Annotated in this window: 21 protein-coding genes; 7 read left to right on the plus strand and 14 right to left on the minus strand. The window is 70.0% G+C overall.

Annotated elements, in window-relative coordinates; all coding sequences use genetic code 11:
- Positions 1–81: 81 nt before the first annotated feature.
- The gene (locus GSE44_RS05930) at positions 82–612 is read left to right on the plus strand and encodes a DUF3576 domain-containing protein (RefSeq protein ID WP_159347872.1); all 531 of its coding nucleotides are present in this window, start codon (positions 82–84) and stop codon (positions 610–612) included.
- A gap of 46 nt (positions 613–658) precedes the next feature.
- Here GSE44_RS05930 and GSE44_RS05935 read toward each other — a convergent pair whose 3' ends face one another.
- On the minus strand, positions 659–1030 hold the full coding sequence (locus GSE44_RS05935; RefSeq protein ID WP_159347873.1) for a PRC-barrel domain-containing protein: 372 nt from the start codon (positions 1028–1030) through the stop codon (positions 659–661).
- A gap of 137 nt (positions 1031–1167) precedes the next feature.
- On the opposite strand from GSE44_RS05935, the gene leuS reads away from it, so the two are divergent.
- From leuS to holA, 3 genes are read left to right on the plus strand one after another with little or no spacing between them, the layout of a single operon-like run.
- Positions 1168–3735, plus strand: a complete 2568-nt coding sequence (gene leuS / locus GSE44_RS05940; protein ID WP_159347874.1) for a leucine--tRNA ligase — start codon at positions 1168–1170, stop codon at positions 3733–3735.
- 46 nt (positions 3736–3781) lie between these two features.
- The gene (gene lptE / locus GSE44_RS05945) at positions 3782–4285 is read left to right on the plus strand and encodes an LPS assembly lipoprotein LptE (RefSeq protein ID WP_159347875.1); all 504 of its coding nucleotides are present in this window, start codon (positions 3782–3784) and stop codon (positions 4283–4285) included.
- A 7-nt stretch (positions 4286–4292) separates the two neighbouring features.
- Positions 4293–5303, plus strand: coding sequence for a DNA polymerase III subunit delta (gene holA / locus GSE44_RS05950; protein WP_159347876.1), 1011 nt, complete (start codon positions 4293–4295; stop codon positions 5301–5303).
- A 132-nt stretch (positions 5304–5435) separates the two neighbouring features.
- On the opposite strand, the gene GSE44_RS05955 is transcribed toward holA, so the two are convergent.
- Genes GSE44_RS05955 through GSE44_RS05980 form a run of 6 tightly spaced genes read right to left on the minus strand, consistent with a single transcriptional unit; the run spans position 5436 to position 11368 of the window.
- Entirely contained in the window at positions 5436–6275 is an 840-nt protein-coding gene (locus GSE44_RS05955) for a ParB/RepB/Spo0J family partition protein (protein WP_201305948.1), read from the minus strand.
- Positions 6272–7129: a ParA family protein gene (locus tag GSE44_RS05960; protein WP_201305949.1), complete on the minus strand. Its 858-nt coding sequence runs from the start codon at positions 7127–7129 to the stop codon at positions 6272–6274. Before GSE44_RS05960 ends, GSE44_RS05955 begins: the two co-directional genes overlap by 4 nt.
- Positions 7116–7721 (minus strand): 16S rRNA (guanine(527)-N(7))-methyltransferase RsmG, encoded by a 606-nt coding sequence (gene rsmG, locus GSE44_RS05965; RefSeq protein WP_159347877.1) that lies wholly within the window; start codon positions 7719–7721, stop codon positions 7116–7118. The genes GSE44_RS05960 and rsmG overlap by 14 nt, the downstream gene beginning before the upstream one ends.
- Positions 7718–9598 (minus strand): tRNA uridine-5-carboxymethylaminomethyl(34) synthesis enzyme MnmG, encoded by a 1881-nt coding sequence (gene mnmG / locus GSE44_RS05970; RefSeq protein ID WP_159347878.1) that lies wholly within the window; start codon positions 9596–9598, stop codon positions 7718–7720. Before mnmG ends, rsmG begins: the two co-directional genes overlap by 4 nt.
- A 31-nt stretch (positions 9599–9629) precedes the next feature.
- Positions 9630–10934 carry a tRNA uridine-5-carboxymethylaminomethyl(34) synthesis GTPase MnmE gene (gene mnmE, locus GSE44_RS05975; protein ID WP_159347879.1) on the minus strand — a complete coding sequence of 435 codons (1305 nt, stop codon included), beginning with the start codon at positions 10932–10934 and terminating at the stop codon, positions 9630–9632.
- 8 nt (positions 10935–10942) lie between these two features.
- On the minus strand, positions 10943–11368 hold the full coding sequence (locus GSE44_RS05980; protein WP_159347880.1) for a (2Fe-2S) ferredoxin domain-containing protein: 426 nt from the start codon (positions 11366–11368) through the stop codon (positions 10943–10945).
- A gap of 158 nt (positions 11369–11526) precedes the next feature.
- Between GSE44_RS05980 and GSE44_RS05985 the strand changes: the two genes are divergently transcribed.
- Complete coding sequence (locus GSE44_RS05985) at positions 11527–12063, plus strand: methylated-DNA--[protein]-cysteine S-methyltransferase (RefSeq protein WP_159347881.1); 537 nt, start codon at positions 11527–11529, stop codon at positions 12061–12063.
- 11 nt (positions 12064–12074) lie between these two features.
- On the plus strand, positions 12075–13049 hold the full coding sequence (locus tag GSE44_RS05990) for a quinone oxidoreductase family protein (protein WP_159347882.1): 975 nt from the start codon (positions 12075–12077) through the stop codon (positions 13047–13049).
- A 118-nt stretch (positions 13050–13167) separates the two neighbouring features.
- On the opposite strand, the gene GSE44_RS26170 is transcribed toward GSE44_RS05990, so the two are convergent.
- Positions 13168–13908, minus strand: a complete 741-nt coding sequence (locus GSE44_RS26170; protein ID WP_159347883.1) for a GNAT family N-acetyltransferase — start codon at positions 13906–13908, stop codon at positions 13168–13170.
- A 223-nt stretch (positions 13909–14131) separates the two neighbouring features.
- Here GSE44_RS26170 and GSE44_RS25255 point away from each other — a divergent pair, with 223 nt between their 5' ends.
- A complete protein-coding gene (locus GSE44_RS25255) occupies positions 14132–14428 on the plus strand; it encodes a hypothetical protein (RefSeq protein ID WP_201305950.1) in 297 nt (98 codons plus the stop codon).
- 150 nt (positions 14429–14578) lie between these two features.
- Here GSE44_RS25255 and rho read toward each other — a convergent pair whose 3' ends face one another.
- The 6 genes from rho to GSE44_RS06030 form a co-directional block, all read right to left on the minus strand.
- Positions 14579–15853, minus strand: coding sequence for a transcription termination factor Rho (rho, locus tag GSE44_RS06005; RefSeq protein WP_159347885.1), 1275 nt, complete (start codon positions 15851–15853; stop codon positions 14579–14581).
- 296 nt (positions 15854–16149) lie between these two features.
- Positions 16150–16602 (minus strand): protoporphyrinogen oxidase HemJ, encoded by a 453-nt coding sequence (hemJ, locus tag GSE44_RS06010; protein ID WP_159347886.1) that lies wholly within the window; start codon positions 16600–16602, stop codon positions 16150–16152.
- Positions 16599–17285, minus strand: coding sequence for an HAD family hydrolase (locus GSE44_RS06015; RefSeq protein ID WP_159347887.1), 687 nt, complete (start codon positions 17283–17285; stop codon positions 16599–16601). Before GSE44_RS06015 ends, hemJ begins: the two co-directional genes overlap by 4 nt.
- Positions 17285–18439: a ferrochelatase gene (gene hemH / locus GSE44_RS06020; protein WP_235924586.1), complete on the minus strand. Its 1155-nt coding sequence runs from the start codon at positions 18437–18439 to the stop codon at positions 17285–17287. The genes GSE44_RS06015 and hemH overlap by 1 nt, the downstream gene beginning before the upstream one ends.
- Positions 18440–18471: 32 nt before the next feature.
- Positions 18472–19224: an alpha/beta fold hydrolase gene (locus GSE44_RS06025; RefSeq protein ID WP_159347889.1), complete on the minus strand. Its 753-nt coding sequence runs from the start codon at positions 19222–19224 to the stop codon at positions 18472–18474.
- 21 nt (positions 19225–19245) lie between these two features.
- Complete coding sequence (locus tag GSE44_RS06030; protein WP_159347890.1) at positions 19246–20439, minus strand: multidrug effflux MFS transporter; 1194 nt, start codon at positions 20437–20439, stop codon at positions 19246–19248.
- Positions 20440–20447 lie beyond the last annotated feature (8 nt).

Here is a 20447-nt window from a genome sequence, read left to right on the forward strand (position 1 = left end):
TGCCCTCAGGCAAGGGCAATCGGCAGGAAGTTGCGTTTTCTCACTTGCGCCCCGGCCCGGCGGCGCCTTAGGTCCGGCGTCATGCGCCATATCCGCCTCGCAGCCCTTGCGCTGCCCGTCCTCATCGCCGCCTGCAGCCAAGGCCGCTCGGTGGAGAACGACGAGTATTACGATGACAGCCGCCGTGCCCGTGTTGCCGGCCGCCTCTCCGGGCATCAGGACGGGCTGCTGATCCTCGGCACCGACCGCAGCCGCAACCGCGAGGGCGGCGCCGGCGACCAGTCCGGCTCGCTCGGGGTGAATGCCTATCTGTGGCGCGCCAGCCTCGACACCCTGTCCTTCATGCCGCTCGCCTCGGCCGATCCCTTCGGCGGCGTCATCATCACCGACTGGTACTCGCCCCCCGCCACGCCGGGCGAGCGCTTCCGGGCCACGGCGTATATCCTCGGCCGCCAGCTCCGTTCGGACGGCGTGCGCGTGTCCGTCTTCCGCCAGGAACTGCGCAACGGGATGTGGGTGGACGCGGCCGTCGCCACTGCCACCGGCACCGAGCTGGAGGACAAGGTCCTCGCCCGCGCCCGCGAGCTGCGCAGCCAGTCCGCCTCCCTCTGAGGAGCCGGCTTCCGGCCGCGCCGTCCGGGCGCGGCCGGGGCATGGCTTAACGCGACAGCGGCGGCAGCGAGCGGATTTCGGCCGAGGCCATGTCGATGGTCACCCGCCGCTCGCCTGGCACGATACGCAGCCGCTGCAGCGGCACGGCCACATGGCGGTGGGTCAGCCCCAGCCGGCCTTCCAGCTCGATGATGACCATGGTCACCTGGCCCTGGGCCGGGTCGATGACCAAGTCGTCGACTTCGCCGACCTCGACATTGTCCGTGGTATAGACGTCGCGATCCATCAGCTGCTCCGCCCGGATATGCCCGGCCGGAATCGAAGTGGCGCTTGGCGCGGCTCCTGGTGCCTGGGCAGAGACGGGCGAGGACAGGCCGGCAAGGGCCACCAGCAGCACCGCAATCGGGACCATCCGCATCTCAGGGCTCCTTTCCTCGGATGAACCCTAGGAACCCGGTGCCACCCGCGGGGTTTCCCCACGCCAAGGCCTTCCCACTCCGCGCCGGGGGGAATATCAGGATAGGTCATCAGACAAGTTCCATACTGGCCCATTCCATGACCGACGGCCCGCCCGACAGCCCCGCCCGCTACGACTTCGCCGCCGCCGAGCCCCGCTGGCAGCAGGCCTGGCAAGACCGCGCCAGCTTCGCCGCACCGGACGTGCCGGATGGCACGAAGCCGAAGTACTATGTTCTGGAAATGTTCCCGTACCCCTCCGGCAAGATCCATATGGGGCATGTGCGGAACTACACGCTCGGCGACGTTGTGGCCCGCTACAAGCGCGCCCGCGGCCATGAGGTGATGCATCCAATGGGCTGGGACGCCTTCGGCCTACCCGCCGAGAACGCCGCCCGCGAGCGCGGTACCCATCCCGCCGCCTGGACCTACGCCAATATCGCGAACATGCGGTCCGAGCTGAAGAGTATGGGTCTCAGCCTCGACTGGTCGCGCGAATTCGCCACCTGCGACCCGGAATATTACGGCCAGCAGCAGGCGCTGTTCCTGGACTTCCTGGCTGCCGGGCTGGTGGAGCGCCGGAAGTCCTGGGTGAACTGGGACCCGGTGGACGGCACCGTGCTGGCGAATGAGCAGGTGATCGACGGAAAGGGCTGGCGTTCCGGCGCGCCGGTGGAGAAGCGCGAGCTTTCCCAGTGGTTCCTGGCCATCACGAAGTTCGCCCCGCAGCTGCTGGAGGCGCTGGACACGCTGGACCGCTGGCCCGAGCGTGTGCGGACGATGCAGGCCAATTGGATTGGCCGGAGCGAGGGCGCCCGCCTGCGCTTCCCGCTGGCTGAGCCTGCCGCGGGGCTGAGCGAGGTGGAGGTCTTCACCACCCGCCCGGACACGCTCTACGGCATGTCCTTCCTGGCTGTCGCCGCCGAGCATCCGCTCGCCGCCGCGGCCGCTGCGCGGGACCGGAAGGCCGGCGCCTTCATCGCCGAATGCCGCAGCCAGGGCACCAGCGAGGCCGCCATCGAGCAGGCTGAGAAGAAGGGCTACGACACCGGCTTCCGCGTCGCGCATCCCTTTATCGAGGGCGTGACCTTCCCGGTCTGGATCGCGAACTTCGTGCTGATGGAATACGGCACGGGGGCGCTGTTCGGCTGCCCTGCGCATGACCAGCGCGACCTGGACTTCGCGCGCAAGTACGGCCTGCCGGTGCCGCCGGTGGTGCTGCCGCCCGGCGAGGACCCGGCGAGCTTCACGATCGGCAAGACCGCCTGGACGGGTGACGGCACGCTGTTCAACTCCGGCTTCCTGGACGGCCTCGGCAGCGAGGCCGGCAAGCGCGCGGCCATCGAGGCGCTGGAGGCCAAGGGGGCGGGGCAGGGGGTGGTGAACTGGCGCCTGCGCGACTGGGGCGTTTCCCGGCAGCGCTACTGGGGCTGCCCCATCCCGGTCATCCATTGCGAGGCCTGCGGCATCGTCCCCGTGCCGAAGGATCAGCTTCCCCTGAAGCTGCCCGAGGATGTGGACTTCTCGAAGCCCGGCAATCCGCTGGACCACCATCCGAGCTGGAAGCATGTGGGCTGCCCGTCCTGCGGAAAGCCGGCGCGGCGCGAGACGGACACCTTCGACACCTTCGTCGACAGCTCCTGGTACTTCGCCCGCTTCTGCTCCCCGCACTCGCCCACGCCGCTGAAGCGCGAGGCCACCGATGCCTGGCTGCCGGTAGACCAGTATATCGGCGGTATCGAGCACGCGATCTTGCACCTGCTCTATTCTCGCTTCTTCACCCGCGCCCTGCACGGCATGGGCCAGATCGGCACGCCTGAGCCCTTCGCCGGGCTGTTCACCCAGGGCATGGTCCAGCACGCCTCCTACAAGGCACCGGATGGCCGCTGGCTGGCGCCGGACGAGGTGGAGGCCACCCCAGAGGGCGGTGCCGTCGAGAAGGGCACAGGCATCGCGCTGACGGTTTCGCGCAACGACAAGATGTCGAAGTCCAAGCGCAACACCGTCGACCCGGGCGCCATCATCGGCCGCTACGGCGCGGACACGGCGCGCTGGTTCATCCTTTCCGACAACCCGCCGGAGCGGGACATGGAGTGGAGCGAATCGGGCGTCGCCGGCGCCCACCGCTTCGTCCAGCGCATCTGGCGCCTGGCCACCGGTCTCGAAGCACGCACGGGCGAGGGTGAGTCCCGCCCGTTGATGCAGGCCACCCACCGCACCATCGCGGCCGTCACCGCGGCGCTGGAGAGCTTCGCCTTCAACGTGGCCGTGGCCAAGCTGCATGAATTCGCCAATGCCATTGAGGCAAGCCCGGCAGGCGTCGAGGCGCAGCGCGAGGCGGTCGGCACTCTGGCCCGGCTTGCCGCGCCCATGATGCCGCATCTGGCCGAGGAACTCTGGTCCGTCCTGCATCCGGGCGACACCCGGCTGGTCGCCGAGATGCCCTGGCCCGAGGCCGATCCCGCCCTGCTGGCGGCCGACAGCATGACCATCGCCGTGCAGGTGCTCGGCAAGCTGCGCGCGACCCTCTCGGTTCCCATCGGCATTCCCGAGGCGGAGTTGCTCGCGGCGGCCGAGGCGGAGGAGAATGTGCAGCGTGCCATTGCCGGCAAGCCCATCCGGAAGCGCATCCATGTCCCAGGCCGCGTCGTCAACTTCGTCGTCTGAGCACCCCGCCGGGGTGCCTGCACGGGTCCTATCCCGGCGCGGCCTGTTGGCCGGGCTGGGGGTCGCCCTGACCGGCTGCGGCTTCCGCCCGTTGAATGCTCCGCCCACGGCCGAGGAGCTTGGCTCTGATATCGGGCGGCAGCTGGCTGCGGTGCGGATCGGCCGTACCTATGGCCGCAACGGTCAGCTCCTCCACCAGGCCCTGCAGCGCCGCCTGGCCGCCCGGGACCGGACAGCGCCGGCGGCCCGCTACGAGCTGAATGTCAGCCTCCTCCCGGCCTATGAGGCCCAGGGCTACCGCCGGGATGGTTCCGCGAGTCGCGTTCGCATGGTCATGTCGGCCCCCTGGGCGCTTCAGACCATTTCCGTGCCGGCCCAGCCTATCGCCAACGGCACCGCCCGCGCCGTCGATTCCTACAACATTATCGAGAACGAGTACTTCGCCTCCATCGTCAGCAGCGAGGCGGCCGAGCGACGCCTCGTGGAGATGGTCGCGGAGGACATCGTGCTGCGCCTTGCCCTCGCTTTCCGCGAGAACCCGGCGGCCTGAGCCGCACATGGCTAAGCTGGACGCCCGCCGCCTTCCCGCCTTCCTGAAGGACCCCGGCAACACCCGCGCCGTCCTTCTACATGGCGAGGATGGCGGGCTGGCACGGGAGCGGGCGGATGCGCTGCAGGAGGCCATCGCCCCGGGCAACGACCCCTTCCGCGTGGCGGAGCTGCCCCGGGACGCCGCCGCCCGGCCCGGTACCCTCTCCGGCGAGGCCGCCGCCATGGCCCTCACCGGTGGCCGGCGCGTCATCCGCATCCGCGATGCCACCGACGCGCTCGCCGCCCCCCTGCGGGACGTTCTGGAGTCCACGGGCGACACGCTCATTATCATCGAGGCCGGGGAGCTTCCCGCCCGGTCCAAGCTTCGCCAACTGGCAGAGGCCCATGCCCGTGCGGCCTCCATCGCCTGCTATCGCGAACGCGGCGCCGAGCTTTCCGCCACCATCGCCGCCCTGCTGAAGGAGAATGGCGTCACTGCGGAACCCGCGGCCATCGCTTGGCTGGCCGGACGGCTGGGCGATGATCGCCAGACTCTGCGGCGGGAGCTGGAGAAGCTGGCCCTTTATGCCGGGCCGGGAGGGCGGCTGGCGGAAGAGGATGTCCTCGCCTGCATCGGCGATGGCTCCGCACTGGAACTGGACGAGGCGCTGATCGCCGCCACGGCCGGCGAGGTAGCCATTGCCGACCGAGCGCTGGAGTCGGCCATGTCCGAGGGCGCCAACCCGGTACAGGTCATCCGCGCGCTGCTGCGGCATGTGCAGCGCCTGCACTTGGCTTCCATCGCCGGGATGCAGGCCCTGCACCCACCCGTCTTCTTCCGGAGCAAAGCCGGCTTTGAGAAGGCGCTGCGGATCTGGCGCCCGGATGCGCTGGAAGCCGTGCTGGCCGTGCTGCTGGAGGCCGAGCGCCAGAGCAAGTCCGGCGGCACCGGGCGGCCCATGCCGGATTCAGCCCTGGCGCGCTCGGCGCTGCTGACCCTGGCGCGGCAATCTGCGATCCTGGCGCGGCGCGGCTAGGACCCGGCCCGCGGCAGGCTGTGTCAGTCGGCGCCGGCGAAGAAACGGCCGCACCGCAAGCCTCCAGGCAGCAAGGCCCGGTGCTGGGTCATCCGGAGGCGACCCAAGCCTTTCCCCGGACGCGCTGCCCTTTCAGCCCTGCAGAAGCCGCACGACACCGTCGAGCTGGTCCAAGTCACGGTATGCGATGGTGACCTTGCCGGACTTGCCGCGATGCTCGATCGATATGCGCAGCCCCAGCCGCTCGGACAGCTCCCGCTCCAGCGCCCGCGTCTCGGCATCCTGCTGCCGCCGCGCTGCCCGCGGCCGGTCGGCAGCGGCTGCCAGCGCCTCGGTCTGGCGCACGTTGAGGCCGCGTGTCACCACCAGCTCGGCCAGCCGGACCGGATCGGGCGAGGTCAGTAGCGCGCGCGCATGGCCCGCCGTGAGGCTGCCGCGTCCGAGCATCTGCCGGACGCCCGCCGGCAGGGCCAGCAGGCGCATGGTGTTGGCCACATGGCTTCGGCTCTTGCCCACAGCATTGCCCAGGGCATCGGCCTTTAGCCCGAATTCCTCGGCAAGGCGGCGATAGCCCTCCGCCTCCTCCAGCGCATTCAGGTCCTCGCGCTGCAGGTTCTCAACGAGCCCGGCTGCCATGGCCTCGCGGTCGTCGAACTCGCGCACCACCACCGGCACCTCATGAAGCTTAGCGCCCTGGGCTGCCCGCCAGCGCCGTTCGCCGCCGATGATCTGGTAGACGCCGGCCGCGCCCGGCTTTGGCCGCACCAGGATCGGCTGCAGCACGCCGTGCTCGCGCACGGAAGCCGTCAGCTCCGCCAGCGCCTCCTCGTCCATCGGGCCGCGTGGCTGGAAGGGGCCGGGCTCCAGCGCCTCCACCGGTAGGTTCTGGGGGGTGGTGGCCGCCAGCGCCGTGCCCTGGTCATCCCCGAGCAGCGCTGAGAGCCCCATACCGAGACGGGTGGGCTTCCTCATGCCGCGCCCTCCTTCGCGCCTTCCTTGGCGGCGCGGGTCCGTGCCCGGTCGCGCTTCAGCAGTTCCCCGGCGAGCTTGATATAGGCCTGGGCGCCGGCCGAGCGCACGTCATAGAGCAGTACCGGCAGGCCATGGGACGGCGCCTCGGAGACGCGGATATTGCGGGGGATCACCGTGTCGTACACCCGGTCCTTGAAGAAGCTCCGCACGTCGCGCGCGACAAGTTCGGAGAGGTTGTTGCGCCGGTCGAACATGGTCAGGACGATCCCGTCCAGCGCCAGTCCTGGATTGAGCCGCTTCACCCGCTCCACTGTCCGCGCCATCTGGGAGATCCCCTCAAGGGCGAAGAACTCGGTCTGCAGCGGCACCAGCACGGATTGGGATGCGACGAGTGCATTCAGCGTCAGCAGGCCAAGCGAGGGCGGGCAGTCGATCAGCAGGTAATCGTAGCGCGCCAACGTCCCCTGGTCTCGGTCCAGCGCCTTGGCCAGCCGCCGCTCGCGATCCTCCATGCCGACCATCTCGATCTCGGCGCCGGCCAAGTCGTTGTCGGCGGGCAGCAGGTCAAGTCCCGGGATCTTGCTCGGGCGGATCAGCTCCGACAGCGGCTTGTCGCCTACCAGCAGCGCATAGCTGCCGATGCCGCGCTCGTTGCGCGGAATGCCGAGGCCGGTTGAGGCGTTGCCCTGCGGGTCCATGTCCAGCAGCAGCACACGCTTGGTGGTGGAAAGGGCCGTCGCCAGGTTGATGGCCGTCGTGGTCTTTCCTACGCCGCCTTTCTGGTTGGCGAGGGCGATGCGCCGCGTTGCCTGGGAGGCGGCACGCGGCTGGCTGGGGCGGTCAGGGCCCGACACGGCGAATTCCCGTCATTCGAAGGATGGTGGCGCCCGGATCGGTCCGGCTCTCGAAGCACTCTGTGTCCATTGTCCAATCCGCACTCGCCGCGGTCAATTCGGCCGCAGCCGTCCGCCCTTTGGGAAACACCGCCACACCCCCTGGCGCCAGCATTCTCGCCGCATGCCCTAGCAACACCGCCAGCGGCGCGAGGGCGCGCGCCGTGAGCACGGCCAGCGGCGGCAGCGCCACGGTCTCGATCCGCGCGGTATGCACTGTCACATGCCGCAGTCCGAGTTCCGCGGAGGCCGCCGTGAGGAAGGCAGCCTTGCGCCGGTCGGATTCCACCAGATGCCACGGGCGCGCGGTGTCGGCGATGGCCAGAATCAGCCCGGGAAAGCCGCCGCCGGTTCCCAGATCCGCCGCTACACCGTCGCCGGGCGGCAGCAGCGGCAGGAGCTGGAGCGAATCGGCGATGTGCCGCGCCCGCAGCGTCTCCGCGTCGCGCTCCGCCACCAGATTGATCCGGGCGTTCCAGCGCAGCAGCAGCGACAGGAAGTTCTCAAGCTGATCGGTCGTTTCACGTGAAACGATCGGAGGGGGGAGCTTCATCGGGCCACCGCGCGGACCTGCGGCTGCACGCGCCGGAGATGGCCGGCCAGGGCCACCAGTGCTGCCGGGGTCACCCCCGGCACCCGCCCTGCCGAGCCGAGGGTCGCCGGCCGCGCCGCCTCCAGCCGCTGGCGCATCTCAGTGGACAGGCCTGCGATGGAGGCGAAGTCCACATCCTCCGGTATCGGCAGCCTTTCCTCTCGCTCCAGCGCGGCGAACTCCGCCGCCTGACGGGAGAGATAGGGGGCATAGAGCGCCTCCGTCTCCAACTGCTCCCGTACCCCACGCGGCAGGTCCCGCAGCCAGGGGAAGGCCGCCTCCAGCGCTGGTCCGGCAGCGGCAGGCAGCGCCATCACCTCCAGCAGGGAGCGCGGCACGCCGTCCTGGTTCACCGCGATGCCTGCCAAGGCCAGCGCTGCCGGCGTTGCCACGGAGGCCCTTGCCCGCCCGAGCGCGTCCGCCACTGCCTGGGCGAAGGCCCGGTGCCGCGCCGCCCGTTCGGACCCGACGCAGCCCCATTCCAGACCGCGCTCCGTCAATCGAAGCCCGGCATTATCGGCTCGCAGCCGCAGCCGGTGCTCCGCCCGAGCGGTGAGCATCCGATAGGGCTCCGTCACCCCCTGGGTGACCAGGTCGTCCACCAGCACGCCGGCATAGGCTTCTGTCCGCAGCAGCACCCGCGGCTCCTGCCCACCCCCGGCCCGGTGAGCCGCATTCACCCCGGCCAGGAGCCCCTGCGCCGCCGCCTCCTCATAACCTGTGGTCCCGTTCACCTGCCCGGCCAGGAACAGCCGCGGCACGCTCCGGACCTCCAGCCCTGGCTTCAAGGCGCGGGGGTCGAGGTGGTCGTATTCGATGGCGTAGCCGTGCCGCAGGATTCGCGCGCGGGACAGGCCGGGGATGCTGGCCACCACCGCTTCCTGCACGTCCCGCGGAAGACTGGTGGAAATCCCGTTCGGATAGACGGTGGGGTCGTCCAGCCCCTCCGGCTCCAGGAAGATCTGGTGCCGCTCCCGCTGGGCGAAGCGGACCACCTTGTCCTCGATGGAGGGGCAGTAGCGTGGCCCCGTCCCCTGGATCTGCCCGCTATGCACCGGGGCACGGTCCAGGTTGGCGCGGATGATAGCGTGGGTCTCGGGCGTGGTCGCCGTGATCCCGCATTCCACCTGAGGTGTGGTGATCCGGTCCGTCATCCAGGACAGCGGCTCGGCGGGGTCGTCCCCCGGCTGCGGCTCCACCGCGCCCCAGTCGATGGTGCGCCCGTCCAGCCGGGGCGGCGTCCCGGTCTTCAGCCGACGCACCGGCAGGCCCATCCCGACGAGCGCCAGGGCCAGCCCCACTGAGGCCGGGTCGCCATGACGGCCGGCGGGCTGCCGCTCCGGCCCCAGATGGATCTCGCCTCGGAGGAAGGTGCCCGCCGTTACCACCACGGCGCCGCAAGCGATTCGCGCGCCATCCCCGGTGAGGACGGCGTCCACGCCGCCGTCCCGGCCACGCTCCAGCCCCTCCACGACACCCTCTCGAATGGTGAGCCCCGGCGTCGCCTCCAGCAGTGCCCGAATGGCACGGCGGTACAGCGCCCGGTCGGCCTGGGCCCGGGGGCCACGCACCGCCGGTCCCTTGCTGCGGTTCAGCAGCTTAAAGTGAATGCCTGCGGCATCCGCCGCCCGGCCGATCAACCCATCCAGCGCATCCACCTCGCGCACCAGATGGCCCTTCCCCACGCCTCCGATCGCCGGATTGCAGGACATCTCGCCCAGCCGGTCGATCCGGTGCGTCAGCAGCAACGTACGCGCGCCGCAACGCGCCGCCGCGGCGGCCGCCTCGGCCCCCGCATGCCCGCCGCCCACCACCACCACATCGAATTCGCACCCCATGGCGCGCCTATACCGCCACCGCCCGACCGGGTCACTTCCCGATGCAGAACTCGGCGAAAACACGGTCCAGGATCGCCTCGGCCCCGACCCGCCCGGTGAGCCGCCCGAGCGCCCGCAACGCCTCCCGCAGCCCGTCCGCCCGCAACTCCGGCAGGGCCGCCTCCTCCGCCTCGCACAGCCAGGACAGTGCGTCCCGGATGGCGGCACGATGCCGGGGACGGGTCAGCAGCGCCGCGCCCGATGCTGGCGCCAGCCGTGCTGCCTCCTCCTCCAACCGGGCGCGCAGTTGGTCCAGCCCCTCGCCAGTCCGTGCGGAGACGGAGATGGCGTCCGCGGGCAGCCCCGGCGCCAAGCCCAGATCGGCCTTGCTAGCAACAACCAGGCAGTCCCTCCGCGTGACGAGATCGAGCGTCGCCTCATCCGGCGCGGCATCCCCGGCGAAGACGGTGATCACCAGATCTGCTCCCTCCCCCCGGTGCAGCGCCCGGCGCACTCCCTCGGCTTCAATCTCGTCGCCCGCCTCCCGCAGCCCGGCCGTATCTGCCAGCACCGCCGGCAGCCCGGCGAGCACGATCCGGGCCTCCACGATGTCCCGCGTCGTCCCCGCCCGCGCCGAGACGATCGCCGCCTCCCGTCCTACGAGTGCGTTCAGCAGCGAGGATTTCCCCGCATTCGGCGCCCCGAGGATGGCAACATCAAGCCCGGCCCGGACCCGCTCCCCGCCCGCATCCTCCTCGATCCGCGCCGTCATCTCCGCAGTCAGCGCACGTAGGCCGGCCAGCACCTGGTCCTCCAGTGGTCCGGGCAGCCCCTCATCCTCGAACTCGATCAGCGCCTCCTGCCGTGCCAGCAGCCCGGCTAGGCGGTCGCTCCACCTATCGCACAGCGCGGCCAACCCGCCGCCCGCCAGGCGGAGCGCCTGGCGCGCCTGGGCCGCCGTCTCGGCCTCGATCAGGTCGATGACGCCCTCGGCGGCGGTCAGGTCCATGCGGCCGTTCAATACCGCCCGGCGGGTGAACTCGCCGGGCTCGGCGGGACGTGCGCCCAGCGCCACCAGCGCGGCCCCCACGCCCTCGACCACGGCCGCCCCGCCATGCAGGTGAAGCTCGGCCGAATCCTCGCCGGTATAGGATGCTGGTCCAGGCATCCACAGCACCAGCGCCTCGTCCAGCACCGCCCCCTCTGCAGCCCGTAGTCGCCGCACGGAGGCGCGGCGCGGGGCCGGCACCCGGCCGCACAACCCCGCCAGCACATCCCGGCTTCCGGGGCCGGACAGCCGCATGACGGCAATGGCCGCGCGCCCCGGCGCGGTGGCCAGGGCGAAGATCGTATCCACTTGATGCCCTAGGCGCTGCGCGCCGCGTCTTTCGGCTTCGGCTCCTTCGGCACCTGGTGCTTCTCGGTCAGCATCAGCCGGGGCACGCGCCCGCGGTCGCGCACATGCACCGTCAGGATTTCGTCGATGTCCTCGGGCGTGTCGGCGCGGTACCAGACACCTTCGGGATAGATCACCATGGTCGGCCCGAACTCACAGCGATCCAGGCAACCTGCGCTGTTCACCCGCACCCGCTTGAGGCCTAACTCTTTTGCCCGTGCCTTCATGTAGTCCCGCAGCGGTTCGCTGCCGCGCGCAGCGCAGGAGCCGCGCCGGTGCCCGTTGGGACGGCGGTTCGTGCAGACGAACAGATGCACGTCGAACCAGGGGGGGGGATCGGCTACGGGCGAACCGGGAGCTGTTTCACGTGAAACTGGAAGCGGCGTGTCGGACAAGGCTGGTTATCCCGAAGAAGGAGAGGGAAGGGACAGCCCGCGGATGTAAAGCCGCCGCGGTCGGCAATCGAGCCCTCATGGCTCAGCAGCACCCTACTGCAAACCCGGCGCTTGACGTGGAGCCTCAGGCGACCGACGAATGCCGCCAGGCCAAACCCATGCCCCAGACCTTTCTCCACACCCCACTCGGCACCGTCACCCTTTCCGAGGAGGACGGTGCCATCGTCGCCCTCGACTGGGGGCAAGGCCGCGACCGCGAGGAGACCCCCCTCCTCCGCCGCGCGGCCGACCAGTTGCAGGACTACATGGACGGCCTCCGCACCTCCTTCGACCTGCCGCTGAATCCCATGGGCAGCCCCTTCCGCCAGCGTGTCTGGCAGGCGCTGCGCGACATCCCCCATGGCGAGACGCGCAGCTATGCCGATCTCGCCCGCATCCTCGGCACCGCCTCCCGCGCCATCGGCGGTGCCAATGGCGCGAACCCGATCCCGATCATCATCCCCTGCCACCGCGTGATCGGTGCCGGCGGCACCATCGGCGGCTATTCAGGCGAGGGCGGCATCGCCACCAAGCGCTGGCTCCTCTCCCTCGAACGCCGTAGCCGCGGTGCTGATCCGGCCAGCCCCGACCTGCTGGACCAACCTTCCACCTTCCTGCAAACGGGCCGCGCGACACGCGTACCCGAAGCGCTCTAGGAACCTCGTCGATGAACCATGCCATCCGCCTCCATGAGACCGGCGGCCCGGAGAAGCTGGTCTGGGAGGAGGTCCCTGTTCCCAGCCCGAAGCCCGGCGAGGCGCTGGTGCGCCATGCAGCGGTCGGGCTCAACTTCATCGACATCTATTTCCGCACCGGCCTCTACAAGGTGCCCTCCCTCCCAGCCGTTATCGGCATGGAAGCCGCGGGCACGGTGGAAGCGGTGGGCGAAGGGGTAGAGGATCTGAAGCCGGGCGACCGCGTCGCCTATGCCATGGGTCCGATCGGCGCCTATTCGCAGCTTCGCACCATCCGCGCAGACGTGCTGGTGAAGCTGCCGGACGACATCCCCTCCGAAACCGCAGCCGCGATGATGCTCCAGGGCCTCACCGCCCAGTACCTGCTCCGCCGCACCCATAAGCTGCAGGCGGGCGAGACCATCCTCGTCCATGCGGCTGCCGGCGGCGTTGGCCTGATCCTCGCGCAATGGGCCAAGGCCTTGGGCGCCACCGTCATCGGCACCGTCGGTTCCGAGGCGAAGGCCGAGATCGCCCGCGCCCATGGCTGCGACCACGTCATCCTCTCGACCGACGACATCGCCGCCCGCGTCAGCGAGATCACCCACGGCGCCCGGCTGCCGGTCGTCTATGACAGCATCGGCCGCGACACCTTCACCGCCTCGCTCGACTGCCTCGCTCCCTTCGGCCTCCTCGTTTCATACGGCAACGCCTCCGGTCCGGTTACGGGTGTCGATATTGGGATTCTCGCCGCCAAGGGCAGCCTCTTCGTGACCCGCCCGACCCTTGCCACCCACACCGCAAAGCGCGCCGATCTGCTCGCGATGTCGGACGATCTGTTCGCGGTGGTGCGCAGCGGCAAGGTGAAGATCGAGGTCAACCAGACCTTCCCGCTCAAGGATGCCGGTGAAGCGCATCGTGCCTTGGAATCAAGAAAGACCACCGGAAGCAGCCTGCTGATGCCGTAATATTTCCGAAAAACGGCTAAGATTTCCGGTGCGGGAAATTTTCCGGCCAGGTTGAGGCCCGACTGAGAAACGGCGGGGAAGGACGTCTTCCCGGCCTCCAGGGGACTAAGGCGTCCCGCTACCCCTTCAAGAAATACCGGTACCGATAGAGTTCGACGAAGCCTGCACGCTCATACAGGCGTCGCGCAGGCGCATTCTCCGGCGATACCTGCAGCCAGCACAGCGAAGCCCCTTGTGACGCTCCCCAGCCGGCCAGTGCGCCCAACAGGCGCTGCCCCAGCCCGTGCCGACGGAACTCCGGCCGCACAGCCAGGTCGAACAGCCCACACAGATCGCCATCGGCCACGGCATGCCCGCAAGCGGCGGCCGCCCCGTTCTCCCGGAGCACCAGCCAAGTCGCGGGACGGGCCATCAGCGGTACCGCCTGCTCCTTTTCGGCGCGCCGGGCAGGGCCCTGGTGCTCGGCCGTTGCCAGCACGGAGAGCCACTCCGCCCCTGGCCCTTCCGACCATGCCGCCCCCGCCTCCTCCACAGGCGGTACGGCTCCGGCCATCACCAGCGCCCCATCCGCCTCTCGGTAGCCGCGCGCCTCCAGCAGCGGCAGCAGCCCGGGCGGATCCAAGGGGGTTGAGCGGAAGCGGCAGGTCATCCCCAGCCGGGCGTAGTGCGCCTCGATCCGATCCACCCGCGCGGTTAACTCCGGGTCGTCTGCCGGATCCAGCGAGCAGGCCGCATTCGCCCGCCCCGTGCCGCCGAGGAAGACGCGCAGCACAAAGGGCCCATCCCACGCGACCCGCGGCGCGGGCACGGCATTGAGTGCCGCGCGCTCTATCAGCGCTATCTCCGGCGCCGCTTTCATCGCAGCCGTCATCCTGGTCCTTCGCTCCGTCAACGGCGCCTGCGACGTCGCCGCACGGCGTCGCGGAGAATGCCACAGCACTGACCGCCCATCACGGCCGCGGCGACGCCCAGAAGGCGCCCAGCATGCCCGGCGCCTCTTCGTGCAAGTGATCCGTTCCAAGAAACCGGGGCCGGAAGGCCGCGTTGGTCTGGGGGAGATCACCCAGGTTCAGGAGAACACAATGAAGAAAGTCAGTCTCGCACTTGCTCTGGCCGCCGGCCTCATCGCCGGGCCGGCGATGGCGCAGACCAGCACGGCCCCGACCCCGCGCGCACCGACTGGTGTTGCCCCTAACCAGGGCGCGGGCGTTCCCGGCATGGCCGCCTCCCCCTCGGCGCCTGTCGGCACCGCCGGCGGCCCGACAAACCCGCAGGCTGGTGTTCCCGGCACGCAGGCGCCGTCGCAGCTTGGCGGCGGCGGTGGTGGCGGCTCGGGCGGTGGTGGCGGTTCGGGCGGCGGCGGCGGCTCGGGTGGCTGATCCACCCAGGCCCGGCACCAGCCAGAGGCTTGCATGAAAAAGGGCCTGTCCCGGTCATCCGGGACAGGCCCTCATCATGCCGGCGCCCCTCACCTGGGGCGCCACCGCCGGGTGCAAGGATGGCAAGCCATCCCCACACCCCGCACGGCTTCAGGTGTTCATCGCGTCGAAGAAGTCCTGGTTCGTCTTGCTGTACTTCAGCTTGTCGAGCAGGAACTCCATCGAATCCTGCGTGCCCATCGGGCTTAGGATCCGCCGTAGCACCCACATCTTCGACAGCTCCGCGCGATCCACCAGCACCTCTTCCTTGCGCGTGCCGGACTTGGTGATGTCGATCGCCGGGAAGACGCGCTTGTCCGAGAGCTTGCGGTCCAGGATGATTTCGGAGTTACCGGTGCCCTTGAACTCTTCGAAGATCACCTCGTCCATGCGGCTGCCTGTGTCGATCAGCGCGGTGGCGATGATGGTGAGGGAGCCACCTTCCTCGATGTTGCGCGCAGCACCGAAGAAGCGCTTCGGCCGCTGCAGTGCATTGGCGTCCACGCCGCCCGTCAACACCTTGCCCGAAGACGGCACGACGGAGTTGTAGGCGCGGCCGAGGCGCGTGATCGAATCGAGCAGCACCACCACGTCGCGCTTGTGCTCGACCAGGCGCTTGGCCTTTTCCAGCACCATCTCGGTCACCTGAACGTGGCGCGTCGCCGGCTCGTCGAAGGTGGAGGCCACCACTTCGCCGCGCACCGTGCGCGCCATGTCGGTCACTTCTTCCGGACGCTCGTCGATGAGCAGCACGATGAGGAAGACATCGGGATGGTTGGCGGAGATCGAGCGGGCGATGTTCTGCAGCATCACCGTCTTGCCGGTGCGCGGCGGCGCCACGATGAGCGCGCGCTGCCCCATGCCGATCGGCGCGATCAGGTCGATCACCCGATGCGTGTTGTCCTTCGTCGGCCCCTTGCCGATGCTCTCGACCTCCGCATTCTCCATGCGCAGGCGGCGCGTGGGATAGAGCGGGGTGAGGTTGTCGAAGTTCACCCGGTGGCGCACCGCCTCGGGCGGCTCGAAGTTCACCGTGTTGACCTTCAGCAGGGCGAAGTAGCGCTCGCCATCCTTAGGCGCGCGGATCTGGCCTTCCACCGTGTCGCCGGTGCGCAGCGCGAAGCGCCGCACCTGCGCCGGGGAGACATAGATGTCGTCCGGACCCGGCAGGAAGTTGGATTGCGGGTTCCGCAGATAACCGAAGCCATCCGACAGGATCTCGAGCGTCCCCTCCCCGTAGATCGCCTGGTCGTTCTCGGCGAGCTGCTTGAGGATGGCGAACAACATGTCCTGCTTACGGAGTGAGGACGCGTTCTCGACGCCGACCTCCTCCGCAAAGGCGAGCAGGTCGCCGGGGGTCTTAACCTTGAGTTCTGAGAGGTGCATTCGGTGGTCTCGATCGGCGGGGCCGAAGGGGAAGGGTGCACGGAACCTGGATAGGGCTGGGCTTGGCCAGCGCCTCCGCCGGGCGGCGGGATTCCGATGGAAGATGCACGGGGCGGTGGCGGCCAACGGAAACCCGCGGCCCTGCACCGGCAGGAACCCTAAAAGGGTGATCCGCCGCACGTCAAGGCCTAAGTAGGAAAAATTCCCGCGAATTCAAGGCGCCCGACGAATCGCGGGGTTTGGGGGCATCACCCGGCCCCGCCAGGGTGGAGGGGCAAAGCCCCTTGGAATCACCGTCAGAACGGCCGAACGATCACCATCACCACGATCAGCACGAGCAGAAGCGTCGGCACCTCATTGGCGATCCGCCAGTAGCGTTCGGTCTTCGGCCGCTCATCCGCCTCGAAGCGCTTCCGCGCCGCCGAGAGATGCCCATGGAAGGCGCTCATCCCGAGGAAGCCCGCCATCTTCCCGTGCCACCAGCCCGCGCCCCAGTCGACGACCCCCGGCGTCAGCACCAGCGTAATGCCGAGCAGCCAGGCCGCCCCCATGGCCGGGTTGATGATGGCCCGCAGCAGCCGCCGCTCCATCACCTTGAACATCTCAGAGGACTCGCTGCCGGCCGGCACCGTCGAGTGGTAGACGAAGAGCCGCGGCAGGTAGAACATCCCCGCCATCCAGGCGAAGACCGCGATCAGGTGGAAGGCCTTGGTCCAGGGATAGAGGTTCAGCAGCCAGGGGATGGTCATGCCGCCACCCCGGCCGACGCGATCCCCAGCAGCCCCGGCAGTGCCGAATGATCGGCGAAGACCTCCGCCACACCCGCCTCCAGCAGGTCCAGCGCCGGCGTCTCATGGGCGAAGCCCAGCACCCGGCACCCCGCCGCCACCCCGGCCCTGGCGCCCGTCACGCTGTCCTCCACCACCACGCAGTCCCGCGGGTCCGCCCCGCAGAGCCGGGCCGCAGCGATGTAGAGGTCCGGATGTGGCTTCGGCCGCTCAACATCCTCGAAGCACAGCAGCCGTCCGCCGAAATGCCGGAAGAAGGGCAGGATGCCTGCCTTGGTGCGAAGCTCATCCCGCCCGGAATTGGATGCCACGGCCATCGGGATGCCCGCCGCCGCCACCGCCTCCACCGTGTCCCGCGCGCCCGGGATCGGGTCCAGCGCTCCCGCATGGTAGCGCGCGACGATCCGCGCCACGATCTGCCGCGGCCAGTCCGCCGGCAGCGGCCGCCCGAGATGCCGCTCGATGACCGGGATCATGTCCGGCAGCGCCATGCCCATGAAGATGGCCTTGGCCGCCTCCATGGACATGGCCCAGCCCCGCTCCGTCAGATCATCCGCGATGGCGCCATTCGCCACCGCCTCGCTATCGGCCAGCACCCCATCACAATCGAAGAGCACCGCCGCCGGGCGCAGTACGCCCCGCATTACGCCGCCACCCGCAGCGGCTGCGCGGCCGTATGGGGGCAGCCGGAATGCGCCTTGGGGCATTGCCGCCCGCCCGCGAAGGAGCAGAGCTTCCCTCCCGAGGCATCGCGGGAGCCGCGGGTCTCAACGCGGACCCCCTGCACCAGCGCCGCCAGCGCCCGGATGAAGGCCGGGTCGCTGTTCTGCGCCGGTACCCGGAAATAGCCCGGCACGCCTTTGGCATGCGCCAGCTCCCGGTATTCCACGTCCAGCTCCACCAGCGTCTCCGAATGCTCCGAGACGAAGGCTATGGGGCAGACGAGCAGCGCAACCCCCTCGGTCCCGGCCCGCGCCACCTCTTCCTCCGCGCTCGGTCCCAACCACTTCTGCGGCGTCACGCGGGACTGGTAGCACAGGGCATGGTCCAGGCCGGGCATCGCCAGCGCCTCCACCACGGCGGCGACACTCCGCTCCACCTGCCACTGATAGGGATCGCCGGACTTCACGATCTTCTCGGGCAGGCCATGGGCGCTGAACAGCAGCCGGAGCTTTGTCCCCTCCGACACCGCCGCCCGCGCCTCGGCCCAGGCGCGCCGGACGATGGCGGCCGTCGCCTCGGCGAATCCCGCATCCGAATGCCAGCAGCACAGGGTGGAGGTCGGCACGGAGAAGCCCGCCTTCGCCGCCGCCGCATGCCACACGCCCAGGCTGCTTCCGGTCGTCGTCGTGCTGAACTGCGGATAGAGCGGCATCAGCACCACCTCATCCGGCCCCCAGGCCATCACATCCCGCAGAGCGGCCTCGGTGAAGGGATGCCAGTAGCGCATCGCCACGAAGCAGCGCGCCTCCACCCCTTCCTCCGCGAGCGCCGCCTCCAGCGCCCGCCCCTGCTCCTCGGTCAGCTCCCGCAGCGGGGACTTGCCGCCGAGGATCGCGTAATTTTCCGAAGCCGCCTTGGTCCGCCGAGCCGCGATCAGCCGCCCGAGGGGCTGCCGGATGAAGGCCGGGAAGCGCAGGATCGCCGGATCGGTGAACAGGTTCACCAGGAACGGGCGCACCGCCTCCGGCGCATCCGGCCCGCCCAGGTTGAACAGGACCACGGCCAGACGCCGCCTGGCCTGTTGATCGGTCGCGGGCCGGTCAGGGTTCGGCGTCTCGTGCGATGGCGTGTCCATGGTTGCGGCAGATGCCATCCTCCTGCCCGGGGTCAACCCCCCGCCGTCGAACGCACCGCCTCCGGCCCGCCCAGGCTTGGCAGCGTCCGAAGCCAGGAGAGCACGGTCGCAGCAAGCATCCGCGGGTTCTCCAGCGGCACCATGTGCCCGGAAGGGTCCACGATCCGCATCTCTGCCCCCGGGATGCCGTCCCGGAGCTCCGCCGCTTCCTCCAGGCTCCGCAGCCGGTCCTGCGCCGCCGCCACCACCAGCGTCGGGCAGCGGATCTCTCCCAGCCGGTCTGCATCCCCGATCCTCGCGAGCATCGACTGCCGCAGGAAGACGTCACGGCCGAGCCGCTCCCCCATGGACCGGACGCGGGCGATCATCGCCTCGTCCCCGGCCCGGTCCGGATGCAGGGAGGACGCGATCGCTGCCCGGCTCAGCCCCCGGAAGGCGAGCGTGGCCGCACCCCCCGCCCCCGCCTGCTTCCGCCGCTCCTGCTCCGGCGTGTCACCGCGTGCCGAGGTGGCGACCAGGACCAGCGCCGCCACGCGCTCCGGTGCCATCCGCGCGACCTCCCGCGCGACATAGCCGCCCATGGAGAAGCCGATCAGCACGAAGGAGGGACAGGGGGTGGAGGCCAGCACGCGCTGCGCCATCCCCACGATGGAGTCATCCTGCCCCAGCTCGCCATGCAGCACCGGCCCGAAGCCTTCCAGCGCCTCCCGCATGTCGTCCCAGAGCGAGGCATCCGCCATGAAGCCGGGCAGCAGGACCAGTGCCGGCCCGCCCCCCAGCGCCATCCGTTCCGGCCTGGTGCCCGCTCATTCCGCCGCCGGTGCGCGCCGCTTGCCGCGCAACGCCATGGCGAAGGCCAGCTGCCCCACCACCGCCGCCCCCGCCAGCACCACCGCAGCTGAGAGCGCCGGATCCGAGCCCAGCCCCGGCAGGGCGGAGCAGATCGCCCCCACGGTCATCTGCGTGAAGCCGTAGAGCCCCGAGGCCGAGCCGCTGACCCGCGGATTAACGCTGAGCCCCTGCGCCAGCGCAGCCGGCCCCGCGATCCCGACCCCGATGGTGAAGACGAACATGCAGCCTACTGCCCAGGCCACCGTCAGCTGCCCCAGGAGCACCACCGCGAGCAGCAGGAAGGCCGCCGCCGCCCCCATCAGGCTCGCCCGGCCCAGCACCCGATCCAGCACGGAACGCGCGATCAGGCGGCTAGCAAGCCAGTTGCCGAAGGAGATCCCGACCACCAGCACGGTCAGGTAGATCCCCACCTCATGGACCGGCCGTCCCAGTTCCCGGAAGATGAAGGGGGCGGAGCTGAAGAAGGCATAGGCCGCCGTCGTCACGCAGCCCCCGCAGATGGCATAGCCGAGGAAGACCGGCGAACTCAGCAGCCGCAGGTAGTCCCGCAGCAGCGTCGCCGATGAGGTCCCGGTCACCTGCCCCGTCTCCGGCAGCAGCCGCCAGGTGCAGAACAGGTTCACCACCCCGAGCAGGCACAGCAGCACCAGCACGATGCGCCAGCCCCCGGTCGAGACCACCGCCCCGCCGATCAGCGGCGCCAGCCCAGGCCCCACCATCACCATCAGGTTCAGCAACGCCAGCCGCTGCGCCGCCTCCTGGGGGCCCGCCGTGTCGCGCACGATGGCCCGGCCGAGCACCAGCCCGGCGCAGCCCCCCAGCGCCTGGAACAGCCGGGCTGCGACCAGCGTCTCGGCATTCGGCGCCAGCCAGGCCGCCAGCCCGGCCAGGGTGTAGAGGCAGAGCCCCCCCATCAGCACCGGCCGCCGCCCAAAGCGGTCGGCCAGCGGCCCATAGACCGGCTGCCCCACCGCCAGCCCCAGAATGTAGAGGCTGATCGTCATCTGCATCGCGGCCGGGGCGGCGCCCAGATCCTCCGCCGCCTGGGGCAGGGCCGGGACGAAGATGTACATGCCCAGCGTGCCGCTGAAGGTGATGAGCGCCAGAAGCCAGAGCGGCACTTGCGGCCGGAGCGCCTCCCCGCTCATCGCGCGCC

The organism is Muricoccus harenae (assembly GCF_009848505.1).
In the GTDB taxonomy this organism is placed as follows: Bacteria; Pseudomonadota; Alphaproteobacteria; order Acetobacterales; family Acetobacteraceae; genus Roseomonas; species Roseomonas harenae.

What these genes read in the sequence shown, in the direction of transcription:
- GSE44_RS05930 (WP_159347872.1), top strand. Translation starts at nt 82, where the DNA reads ATGCGCCATATCCGCCTCGCAGCCCTTGCGCTGCCCGTCCTCATCGCC.
- GSE44_RS05935 (WP_159347873.1), bottom strand. Translation starts at nt 1,030, where the DNA reads ATGCGGATGGTCCCGATTGCGGTGCTGCTGGTGGCCCTTGCCGGCCTG.
- leuS (WP_159347874.1), top strand. Translation starts at nt 1,168, where the DNA reads ATGACCGACGGCCCGCCCGACAGCCCCGCCCGCTACGACTTCGCCGCC.
- holA (WP_159347876.1), top strand. Translation starts at nt 4,293, where the DNA reads ATGGCTAAGCTGGACGCCCGCCGCCTTCCCGCCTTCCTGAAGGACCCC.
- GSE44_RS05955 (WP_201305948.1), bottom strand. Translation starts at nt 6,275, where the DNA reads ATGAGGAAGCCCACCCGTCTCGGTATGGGGCTCTCAGCGCTGCTCGGG.
- rsmG (WP_159347877.1), bottom strand. Translation starts at nt 7,721, where the DNA reads ATGAAGCTCCCCCCTCCGATCGTTTCACGTGAAACGACCGATCAGCTT.
- mnmG (WP_159347878.1), bottom strand. Translation starts at nt 9,598, where the DNA reads ATGGGGTGCGAATTCGATGTGGTGGTGGTGGGCGGCGGGCATGCGGGG.
- GSE44_RS05985 (WP_159347881.1), top strand. Translation starts at nt 11,527, where the DNA reads ATGCCCCAGACCTTTCTCCACACCCCACTCGGCACCGTCACCCTTTCC.
- GSE44_RS05990 (WP_159347882.1), top strand. Translation starts at nt 12,075, where the DNA reads ATGAACCATGCCATCCGCCTCCATGAGACCGGCGGCCCGGAGAAGCTG.
- GSE44_RS26170 (WP_159347883.1), bottom strand. Translation starts at nt 13,908, where the DNA reads ATGAAAGCGGCGCCGGAGATAGCGCTGATAGAGCGCGCGGCACTCAAT.
- GSE44_RS25255 (WP_201305950.1), top strand. Translation starts at nt 14,132, where the DNA reads ATGAAGAAAGTCAGTCTCGCACTTGCTCTGGCCGCCGGCCTCATCGCC.
- rho (WP_159347885.1), bottom strand. Translation starts at nt 15,853, where the DNA reads ATGCACCTCTCAGAACTCAAGGTTAAGACCCCCGGCGACCTGCTCGCC.
- hemJ (WP_159347886.1), bottom strand. Translation starts at nt 16,602, where the DNA reads ATGACCATCCCCTGGCTGCTGAACCTCTATCCCTGGACCAAGGCCTTC.
- GSE44_RS06015 (WP_159347887.1), bottom strand. Translation starts at nt 17,285, where the DNA reads ATGCGGGGCGTACTGCGCCCGGCGGCGGTGCTCTTCGATTGTGATGGG.
- hemH (WP_235924586.1), bottom strand. Translation starts at nt 18,439, where the DNA reads ATGGACACGCCATCGCACGAGACGCCGAACCCTGACCGGCCCGCGACC.
- GSE44_RS06025 (WP_159347889.1), bottom strand. Translation starts at nt 19,224, where the DNA reads ATGGCGCTGGGGGGCGGGCCGGCACTGGTCCTGCTGCCCGGCTTCATG.
- GSE44_RS06030 (WP_159347890.1), bottom strand. Translation starts at nt 20,439, where the DNA reads ATGAGCGGGGAGGCGCTCCGGCCGCAAGTGCCGCTCTGGCTTCTGGCG.